The organism is Trichocoleus desertorum AS-A10, assembly GCF_039962155.1.
Classification (GTDB): Bacteria; Cyanobacteriota; Cyanobacteriia; order FACHB-46; family FACHB-46; genus Trichocoleus.
This window is the reverse complement of sequence record NZ_JAMPKN010000083.1, coordinates 1-10,893: the sequence shown is the minus strand read 5'-3', so window position 1 is coordinate 10,893 and position 10,893 is coordinate 1. Positions and strand designations below refer to the sequence as shown.

The following is a 10,893-nucleotide window of genomic DNA, read 5'->3' as shown; positions in this document are numbered from 1 at the left end:
GGATGGATTTAGCCACCGATTGGGTAGAGTCTTGGATACAGCTCAGTGGCAATAAGCAATCCTATCTTCAGCAAGGTTTACACTCTACTTTCCGCCTCCAGTCTTTGTTCTAGCCTTCTTGTTACCCCCTGAGGGGGTTTGGGTGAAGAACACGCTAAATGCACTCAAGGCTGCATCTTCCATCCCATAGCGGGTGTTCTTGCCAGTACGTTTGTCTGGTAGCGAGGACAAGCGCTGGCGAAAAGCACCGACTATTGTGTCAAACAATTCCCGTTCCTTCAACGGTTCTGGCTCTCTTGGGTTTCTCAGATGTCAGTACAATAGCGGCATTGCTAGGGCTTGAACAGCTTTTTGCCAAAATGAGAATTGCTGCAAACTCCTTAAACCAGGAGATTTGGCAATCCCTTTCGTCTCGTCAATCCAGCGAGCGAAAAGTGCTGAACTCAATCTGCATCAGTCATCATTGCTAAGTTGCTCGTGGGCTAGTTTCACAAGCAGGGCGATCGAGAGGATCGCTTCAGTGACAGGCTGATCATCCCATTGTAATGTCGTTGATTTTTGAGTCAGTGCGGTTGCCAGTTGCTGAATGGGTTTGAGTAACCGCACAAAACCGAGGGCTGCCCCCAGGCGATCGAGTTCTTGCCAGTAACGAATCGTTTGCGCGTCTACTCGTTGCAGCCCAATCAGAAGTAGTTCGCCTAAGGCAGGGGTGAGTTGTTGCAGATAATGGTGGTGGGGCGGTGAGAGAGTAGGAGAGTGGGAGCACAAGGGGGCAGGAGAAACGGAAGGTGAGGGAGCCAGGGAATCAACCCACGGTTGCAGCATCATCCTGCCGCTAGATTGCTGAAAGATGAGAGAAATTGGCGCAATGACTAGACCCTGACTACTAAGGCGAACTTGACCCGCGACAAATTGTAAAGTTTCGGGATGTTGACTAAGAGCCGTGAGTAGGTTTTCTGTACCGTTTCGTCCCCGTGCGGTGTAAGGATGAATGAGGGAAATCAAGTTGCCCTGGCGATCGCGCAAAACTGCTTGCACGATTTGTTCTGCGGTGTTGAAGATGGCAACCTCTACAGCCGCAACTTTGCAGACATAGAAGTTTTCAGTTAGGCGTCGGGGACGCAAAGAAGCAGGCAGAAGTGTACTAAGGCGATGAGAAAGTTCGGTAAAATCTTCGACCAGAGTCGGCGATCGCAACGATTCCCACTGATACGCCTGCGGATTAAAGCTGATCGGAGTCCGGCCTGGTAGAAACTGGTAGCTGGGAGTTCGTTTACCGCCTTTGGCTAGCAGTTGACCAGTGCCTAACTTCAAGAAACTCACGCCTTTAATGGCTGGAGTTTGAGCCAGCTGGTGAAAGTCTTTTGGGGGTTCATTGGAGTCTTCCGGTGGGTCAGGAAAGTTCCGACAAAGGGCAACGACCGTGCCGGAATCAACATCCTGACAGTAAACGGTTAATTCCGCACTGTGTTGTTTGGGTTGCACACCACAGCCTAATGCCACGAGACGAGCAGCACCTACCTCTATCACACGATCGGCTTCTGATCCACGAATAAAGAGTTGAGGCACAGCACCTGTATCATTACGAATGGCATCACTGCGAATGCAAAGTTCTCCGATTAGCGCAACCACATGATTGGGTGAGAAGCGAGCATCGTGATTCACGTAGCAAACATATTCCTGCACCAGTTCTGCCAAAATCTCAGCCAACCAAATTAAGCCCTGCTCGCGGCAGCGGAGTTCCAAACGACGGAGGCGATCGCCCACCGCCTGAGACGCTCCTGATATACCCACTTGAGCCAATTGTTGAAGCTGCTGCTCAATCTCATCCAACAACGCAGTGGGAACTGAGTATGGCGTTTGGCGAGTGGCAACGATGCCGCTCGATTGAGTAGTTTCCAATAGACGGAATGCCCACACCACTAAGGGCACATGACTACAAGGGGCAGATTCCGCGCAATCGCAGTGAGTGTAACGGATATCGTCTGCAACTAAGAAGCGAATCGTGCAGGATAAGGTATGAATATGGGCGATCGGTTTACTGCTCCGAGTAAGGCTGATGACATGACCTTCATCGAATTGACCTTTGAGCCTGCCAAGAGACGTTTTCTTAAAAAACTGAGCCAGGGTGGTGTCAGGAATGTCACCAGGATTCCAGGATGTAGAAGAGACAGAGGCAGGAGCATTAGAGGAGGGGGAAGTATTTTCTTTGCTCTGATGTTCTATTTTCTCCGTTCTCCCTGGCTCTGTCATCTTGCATTGCTGATAGACAAGAACGGATCGAATGAGATGTCTACAGAGGGTCGTAGCAGGGCAGGTGCATTGGCTATTGCTGAGGGTGCGATCGCTTGGCAATCTGCACTCAACATCATCTGACCAACGGACACTGACATTACCCTTGTCATCTTCGTTTAACTCATAGGACAATTGACCAGACTGCACTTCCTGCTGCGATCGCTTAACGATGCCGCGATTACTCAGCGTGATCAAATCATCAACCGTCAGAGCCAGTAAATCTTGACGCATGATTATTGCACCTTTTGAGCCACCCATTCGGCTAGCTCACCAGGCGTCATGGCAGCAACGTGAGCGCCAAGATTTACCATGCGTTGGGCGATCGCGCGATCGTAATTTGGCTCTGCTTGTTCATCCAGGGCCGCCAGCCCCAAGAGCGTTACGCCACTTTCAATCAGTTGCTTCGTGACTGCAAAGAGTCGGTCGATCGGCGCGCCCTCATAAAAGTCAGTAATTAGAACGACGATCGTCCGGCGAGGATTATCGACTAGAGTTGCGGCATAGGAAAGTGCCTGTCCAATATCGGTACCGCCACCGAGTTGCACTTTCATCAAGGTTTCAACCGGATCGGTGCAATCCTGAGTAACATCCACCACGGAGGTGTCAAACAGGCACAGATGGGTACGGAGAGCTTTAATACCAAAGAAGACAGATGCTGTCACTGCCGAGTGAATCACACTGTCCAACATACTGCCTGACTCATCGACAAGAATAATAATTTGCCAGCGATCGACCTGTCGCCGCATGCGCGAATAAAAATAAGGCGTTTGGATGTAGAGTTTGCCCGTTCCTGGGTCGTAGTGCTTCAGGTTGCGGCGAATGGTGGTTTTGGCATCAAAGTTCTTGGCAATTTTGAGGAACGATCGCCGTTGGCGATTCACGGTTCCGGTAAAGGGAGATTGAATCTGACGCGCTAGTTTTTCCATTAGTTGCTCGATCGCCTTCCATACCAGTTGCCGTGCCATTGCTAGCACTTCTTGATTCATCAAATGTTTGGTGCGCAACACGGCTTTCAGCAAAGTTTGGCTGGGTTGGGCACGACTCAACAAATCTGGATTGGTCACCATCTCCTCTAGGTGATAACGCTCCAGAGCATCCTTCTCTAACCGCTCAATCGTTTTGCGCGGAAATAGCTCATGCACCGCATTGATCCAATCGGGTACGGTGAGTTGTGACGGATCAAGCGACCCTTTGCGCTCTCCTCCCTCGTCCCCCTCATTCCCTCTCCCCCCCTGCCGTACATTGCGACCTGCTCCATACTCACGATTGTAGAGAAATCCCATTGCGGCATCGCGATCGCACCACTCATTGGGTAATCCACCAAGGACATCTTCAGTTCCAGTACCCAATACGAGTCGCCACCGAATTTTACGAATGTGCTGTTCGCTGTCCCTAGGCTGTTCATTACTCATCAATCGCCTCCTCGGAGCCCGTAGCGACGCACTGCCTGAAACAACCTTGTTTCAAAGGCGAGTACTTGCGCTGCCAGGCCTACGCTCACCTCAAGATCAACTAGTGGAGCGGCTTCCTTCACTTGCCCTGCATCTTGAGCTTGTAATAGAGTTCGAGCCATATAGTGCTTTTCTCGTGGCGTGAAATAGGAAAAGGCTAAACGGAGGGCGGGCAGCGCTTCCAGGAACGATTCATCGTCATACGCCATCAACAGGTCATCAATCTTGTGGACCAGATCTGGATGCCGCTGCACTGTTTCTCGCGCTAAATAAAAAAGACCCGTCAGGAAATCGCCTAAATGGTCGGGATTTGCAGAGTATATTAAGTCAGCAATGACCTGTTCCATCGCTGCTTGCTTCAGGGTCCACAATGCCCCTATGGTCGCTCCTCGCAGGAGTGGAGTTTGATGAAAGTCTGTACTCACCCGTTGCAAGACTTGCACAAAATGATCAGCATTCAATTCCAGTGTGGAGGAACAACATTCAAATGTTTCTAATACGGTGCGGAGTCCATGCAATAAGTCTTGATCCATGCCCTGCACTTGCCCTAGTCCTTCCAATAACCAAAGGCTCCGTTGGAAGATCTCCACTAACAACGTCCCAATATGCGATCGCCCCTTTGTACCCAGCACTTCGTCATAGCGATAGAGATATAGGAGATGCCCCAATGCTTTGGTGATGGTAAAAAAGTTATTGTCCTGTCGAATTAATTCGACCAATCGTTGACGCAGCCCATCACTAATGTCATATAAACCCATCAAACAAGCATCTAGCAGCAGAATTGCCGTTTTTTCTGCATCACGTTCAATGGCTGCGGCTAAATCCAATACCCTTGCCGTTGCAGCATCAACCAGTGTGGCTCCATAGATTGCCGCTTCAATGCAGCTGGCATCAAACTCAGGAGTCCATTGAATTGTCCATTGCTCCCAAATTCGCACTAAATCTTTCCGTCCAATCAAATCGCTACCGTCCATATGACGAAACCCACTGATTGATAGAATGCGAAGACGATGGAGAAGTTGGCTTTTTTGAAGCGAGGGCGGAAGAGTGCTGAGGGCTGTCGCTTGCTTCTGCGTAGCAATGGGTTGATTGCCAAGAGTAGTTTCTGTTTCCTCTACGGGTCTTATTAGATCCAGCTCAACTATTCGCTGCTGAGTGGTGGGCTCTAGATCTTGGTTGTGAAGTTGCTGTTGAATGTCTTGAACGAGGGGTGGAAGGGTTGTCCCTGTAGTCAATCTGCCGCGATCTTGTCCTCGAAAAATGTGATACACCGCTTGCAGAAATGGATGAGTCAACCCGCCTTCTATTTCTTCTTTGACGAGTGCACCAACAATGCCATCAACCAAATCTTGTCGCCAAACTTCAGCATGCCCTCGCAGTGTTGCCAGTCCCCGTGCCATCGTTTCAACAGCAATCAAATCAGCACAACTGACGGTTTGTTCTCGCTGTCGTAATTCTCTGGCAACTTGAGCGAGCAGCGATCGATAAATGGTTTGATTACCAATGAATCGATTTTGCCAAACTGCATGGTAGAAGCCCGGATTGGGCATTCCTGACTCATATCCTGTCAAATTATCGAGACGTTGATAAGAATAGGGCGTGAGGGCAATGCCGCGATCGCTAGTAGAATTTTGAGTTTCAAGTTCTAAGTTTTGAATTGAAGCATCTACTTCAGGAGTTAAACTGAATGATTCAGCACATTCTGGATGGAGTTGCTCGTACAAGGGGTAACTATGAAATCCACCTGTGACCACCAAAATTTTGCCAAAATACTGTCTTCTTGCCTGTTGAATTGCTTCAACCATGAATGCTTCCCGACGTAGATCAGCTTTGGAAATATGGGTTTCTGTAGAACGGATATGAAAACAGAATTGATGACAGCGTTCCAAATATTGAGTCAGTGTCAGTTCTGGATCAATTTCAAATAAAGTATCCCAGAGCGTGTCGAAGTTTTCTACACCGATTTTTTGGCATAAGGTTGTCACGTAATCGCTTTGTCTCAGTTCGGCATCTGCATAGCGATGAATTGGGGCGTTCTCAGTTGCCACTTCTGCCCAGGGCAAATCAATAAATTGAGCCGGAATACCCAGTTCTTGAGCCACTTGAAGTGCTTGCCACTCTGGGGAATAAATACAGAAGGGATAAAATGCGCCACGGCGTTTGCCATCGGGAAGACGAACATAACTGTAAATTGCGATCGGCAATTGGTGAGGCAGGGTGAGTTCGGGCAAGCGATCGTTAAAATCAGAGGGGCCTTCAATCAAAATTACAGAGGGTCGGATCTCGAATGCCAGTTGCCGCACTAGCCGCCCACAAGCTGGACTGTGATGCCGAACTGGAAAAAAGACAATTGGTGCCTTGGTTTGGCAAATAGCAGTGTCAAACTCCATTGCAACCTCACGTCCTTCCTAAAGCAAATGCCGCCGTGCTTCGTAATATTGTTTCCAGCGATCGCCTTTGCGCTCTCTGACGACTTGATTAAAGTAGTGATTAAGTTTTTTCAGATCTTCTGGTGTGTCTTTGATAGCAGAACCAAGCAGGCTCTGCACGAGATGATCGGGTGCTAGCTTGCCTTGATTGTAGTAATAGGCATGGATTCCCGCTGCATAACCGACAGAAACCGCTTCTGCCGTACTCATGACAGTGCTGAGAGGCTCTAGCGCTTTACCATCGGATGTTTTTCCGGTTCTGAGTTCGTGAAAAGTTGTCACGAGCAGTTCGGTGAGCTCGGGTTGGAGCGACAGGGGAATGCCTGCGTGGTTCAAGAGCTTGTCGGTTTCGCGCTGCACCAGTTCCATCTCCTGGCGCAAATCGTTGATCGGTGGAATGGTTTCAAAGTTGAAGCGGCGCTTGAGGGCAGCACTCATTTCATTCACCCCGCGATCGCGCGTATTCGCCGTAGCAATCACGTTAAACCCGACTTTGGCATAGAGCGTGCGGCTCTCATCACCAAGTTCAGGAATGGTCATGACGCGATCGCTGAGAATCGACAGCAGCGTATCCTGAATTTCTAGGGGACAGCGGGTAATCTCTTCAAAGCGTACCAGTTTGCCAGATTGCAGGCCGCGATAGAGTGGGGCAGGAACGAGCGATCGCTCCGTCGCACCCTCCGCTAATAAGAGCGCATAGTTCCAGGAATATTTAATCGTATCTTCTGTGGTACCAGCACTACCCTGAATCGTGAGCGTAGAGTCATTGCTAATAGAGGCTGCCAATAGTTCACTCAGGTAGCTTTTGGCGGTGCCCGGTTCCCCAATTAGCATGAGTCCCCGATTGGTTGCCAGCGCCACAATACAGCGCTCTAGTAAACTGCGACTCCCGACAAATTTGGGGGAGATCTTAAGGTCGGCATCCCCCAAAATAAACTTCAGTACCGAAAGTGGTGTGAGTTGCCAATTACCAGGACGTGGGAGATTAGCATCTTGTTCTGCTAATCGCTTGAGTTCATCTGCATACAGCACTTCTGCCGCTGGACGCTGGAGGTCTTGAAGAGGCAGGTTTGGAGTAGGAAGAACAGTCGCTTTTTTAGCTCGACTTGCCATAATTTTGTTTAAGCAATTGAAATTTATTGGGCTTTTGTGGCAACCGTGATTAGATCTTTCAAGACTTCGCTGATGATCACAGGATTGACTTCACCCAGAGGGATGAGTTGTGCACTGAGATCCTGACTCCAGGATTGAACTGGGTAGTCATAGAGATGATTGTGCCAGCCTCGGAGGAAGCAACAGCGGTTGATGTCTTCTGTTCCTGCACCAATCATCACACTCAAGTCCACAAACACTTCTTGGTACTCCCCTACGACAGCCGTAATATCTGCGGAGGAAAAGTATTTAAAGTGTAAGGAATAATCGCCATGATCATGCAGTTCGCCCCGCTGCCAACCCAAATTCTCTAACGTTCTCACTAGGGCAACAATTGGAATTTCCAGGTTTTGGAAGCGGGTAATTTCTAAAGCGGTTTCTTCTCCAGGCTCCAAGCTGTGCAGCGATCGCCCCAGTTGCAGAAAAGGTTGCACGATCTCGTAGTCACTCAACAGTTCTCCCCAGAGCGATTGTACCTCTGGCGTGAGGTGCAGCGGGTGGACAATCCCAATTTCCTGTGGCTCTGTCGCTCCGGGATTCAAATTAAAGGTTTCATCATTGCTATCCGCATACGTCTGGTCTTCAGTAACCCGAAAGGTGGCGGTCAGCGTGCCAGCAGCATTGTAACAACCCCAAATCAGACGTTGGGTTAAGTGCGTCATCAGAGGATGTTGCACCAGCAGCAGTTCAAATTCATTCGCTGGCCAACGTCGTTCCGTCACCATTGCTTGCTCTAGACGTGGAGTTTGGATCTTGACAACTTCACTGACTTGCTTCTTAAGCAACTTCCAGTGGGCGATCGCCGCCTCTGCTTTCTCTTTGTCATCCTTCGCTCCAGGTTTGGGGAGATCAGGTTTCACCTTGCTATCGGTATCTTTCACCATCGGTTTCAGGTCGGCACCTAAGACAAAGCGAAACTGGCGGGAACCAAAGTCAAAGAGGCAAGAGCCGTGTTCATCTAAATCGCAATCGGGCACAATTCGATCTTCCAGTTGCTCACGAGACATGCCTCGTTCCTGAGCGATCGCCTCCATGCATTCCTGGGCGCGTTGCTTGATCCCCTTGAACTTTACTTTTTGGGCGATGCCATTGATTTGCATCAAGGCTGTGTCGGTACCGATCGAGCGCAAACATTCCAGCCCCAAAACGGCTCGCTGGTGTTGGCTTTCTCCAGGCCACACTCGAATGAGTGGAGCCAACTTCAAAGCAGATGGATCTGAGCCCAGCAGACCCACTGCCATCATGGCCCAGTTCTCTTTAGAAGGTGCGCCCTCTAGTAACCATGCTTCAAATAATTTCCAGGCAAATGCATTTAATTCGGGGCGATCGGCATGAGCCTTCACTGCCACAACCAAGGCGTGAGTAGTGTCTAATTTGCTCTGTCTCAGCGCACTGAGCAGCGCTGCTACTTGGGAATCATTAAAGCGATAATTGCCAATGGTGATCGGCGGTAAATCGTCAGGAGAAATAGACCAGTTTATCTTTTGAGTGGATTTAATGGAAAGCGTAGCAAGGCTCTCCTGCAACCATTTGGGGGTTGTCTGCTCATCAAACGGAATATACTCTTTCTCTTCTACTTCCAATACAGACGCCCGTATCTTTTCAGCAACCCCTGCTGACTCGTGGTCAATGCAGCTTTGAATATAGGCTCGATATCCCTTGCGTTTCATCGTGCGTAGCCAGTCGATCGCGGCATCTGCTAAGCGTCCTCGCCCTCCTGCAACTGGAATTAGTCCGGCGATCGCAGGTTCTGGATTCTCCTCTAACCACTGCCGTGCAACTTGGGGAGCCTTAGATGACAGCATCAATTCCAGCATCATAGAAGCCGCTTCTGGAGCCTGTACGCAACCCGCAATTTCTTTGAGTAACGCTTCAGCATCTCTCTTATTAGCTGCTTCTAAAATCGTGCTGCTGACATGATCCAGTGCAGATAGCTCGGTATGGGCTAACCATGCACGCAAATATGTTGCAGATGTAGAGTGCTGCTCTGGAAAGTATAGAGACAACTTGAGTCGTCGCATGTGAGTTTCTACAAGCTCAGCACTTTCTAATCCAAAAATAATTTCTTGAGGACGGTGGTAGTGATCATGCCGCCAACCAAGGGGTTGGTTGTAGGAATCGTCATTCCAACCTTCTACTAAGGTACGCAAGGCAGGACAACCCAAATAAGCTGCCAGATGAAATGTTGGTGATGGAGTTGCATAGTAGTCGATAGGCCATTGTCCTAAATCTAATTTCCCTTCAACCGTCCGTCTGAGCTCTACAATTTCAGGACTCGTTAAGTATGGCAGTACATACTTCTGAAACGCTCGTATCAAATGTTTTTGCAGCTCTTGAAGTCTTCTTGCCTTATTTGCCTTGTGTTGCGACATGGCTATGATTTGCTGCTCTATGAAAAAGACAAGCTCAACCAGTTGCGCCGTTGAGAAAAGATTAATTAAAGGCAAACAGCTTTCCGGAGTGAATTGCTGAGCAACAATTCGATAAGACGTCTCTGTATTCACTGGATTGAGAAGAGTTTCACAGAATATTTCAAAAGAGACATCCCCTGTGAATGTCTGTGCTGCCAGCTGCTCAGCAAGTTGCTTTGGTTTGACTTGGTTGTCTGCTTGGGTCATTGCCGTCAACCAAAAGTGAGCCTCTTCTGATGAAAGGAATGCAGAGATCTCTGCCTTTGACCAATCCCATTCCCAACCTTGAACGGATGTTGTGACCTTGATGAATCTTGCTTGGGCCTCCTTGAGATTAAAGGGTTGAGGTCTAGGACGCTGTAGAGGCGGCAGGTCACGCCATGAAGCCCAAAACCAATCTTCAGGATCGAGATTAATCATTTGATTGAGAGGTTCATGGGTTAGAGGGCGATCGCTTTGAGGAGACGGAGCGGTCGTCGCAGCCTCTTGAAGCTCTGATGGGGTTAGAGTGCTGGCGGCAGAAGGATGGGGTGTCGCGATCGCTTGCTCAACGTCTGGTGTTGCAACGGCAGCGATAGATTGTAGATGCGTCTGCTCCTCTGTCTCCACGTATCCTTTCGCCATCTTTTCGCGAATCAGCTTTTCGTAAGACTGTCGTGCCTTCTCTGCGGTGGGAAACTCCTTGGTCTGCTGCTGCCCTTGTGTTCCCATTCGTCCATAGCGAACGGTGTGTTGATTACCCTCCAGCGAGATGATCCAGAATTTGTCGGATTTGTCATCGCTGTAGTGGAACGATTGCGTTTCAACAGAAGGTGGGTTCATAGGTTTCGTGAGCAATGAGTTTCGTTGAAATATTTAGCATTTCCTTGATTGGCTCTTGGCAGCGATCGTCATCAAATCTCCTAACACCTCACTCAGCACAATCGGATCAACCTTACTCAGGAGAAGGGCAGCTTCATCATTGGCACCGCCTTGAGCATACCCACTTGCCCGCACAAACAAACATCTTTGAACAGATATCGGTTCTGCATACATCAAGGCACAGGGCAAACGCATCTTATTGAGCAAAGACTTTAGCCAGATAATCATTATCCCAGCCTGCTTTGAGGCGCTTGGCCTTCATTCCCCCCTTGGCAGTCTTCTCTTGGCTCAACA

At 49.2% G+C, this 10,893-nt stretch carries 6 protein-coding genes and 1 pseudogene; all 7 read right to left on the bottom strand.

All coding sequences use genetic code 11. The annotated features are described in order from the left end of the window. Window positions 1-129: 129 nt before the first annotated feature. Window positions 130-255: pseudogene (locus NDA01_RS30210) on the bottom strand (ISNCY-like element ISAtsp9 family transposase); the annotation flags it as partial. Between the two features lie 198 nt (window positions 256-453). Next, the gene (locus tag NDA01_RS30205; RefSeq protein WP_348230940.1) at window positions 454-2,526 is read right to left on the bottom strand and encodes a hypothetical protein; all 2,073 of its coding nucleotides are present in this window, start codon (window positions 2,524-2,526) and stop codon (window positions 454-456) included. A gap of 2 nt (window positions 2,527-2,528) precedes the next feature. Continuing rightward, the gene (locus NDA01_RS30200) at window positions 2,529-3,707 is read right to left on the bottom strand and encodes a VWA domain-containing protein (protein WP_348230939.1); all 1,179 of its coding nucleotides are present in this window, start codon (window positions 3,705-3,707) and stop codon (window positions 2,529-2,531) included. Further along, window positions 3,707-6,136, bottom strand: a complete 2,430-nt coding sequence (locus NDA01_RS30195) for a DUF5682 family protein (RefSeq protein ID WP_348230938.1) — start codon at window positions 6,134-6,136, stop codon at window positions 3,707-3,709. The genes NDA01_RS30200 and NDA01_RS30195 overlap by 1 nt, the downstream gene beginning before the upstream one ends. 18 nt (window positions 6,137-6,154) lie before the next feature. After that, on the bottom strand, window positions 6,155-7,288 hold the full coding sequence (locus NDA01_RS30190) for an ATP-binding protein (protein WP_348230937.1): 1,134 nt from the start codon (window positions 7,286-7,288) through the stop codon (window positions 6,155-6,157). 23 nt (window positions 7,289-7,311) lie between these two features. Then, window positions 7,312-10,560: a WGR and DUF4132 domain-containing protein gene (locus NDA01_RS30185; RefSeq protein WP_348230936.1), complete on the bottom strand. Its 3,249-nt coding sequence runs from the start codon at window positions 10,558-10,560 to the stop codon at window positions 7,312-7,314. A 33-nt stretch (window positions 10,561-10,593) separates the two neighbouring features. Continuing rightward, complete coding sequence (locus NDA01_RS30180; protein WP_348230935.1) at window positions 10,594-10,794, bottom strand: hypothetical protein; 201 nt, start codon at window positions 10,792-10,794, stop codon at window positions 10,594-10,596. Between the last annotated feature and the right edge of the window lie 99 nt (window positions 10,795-10,893).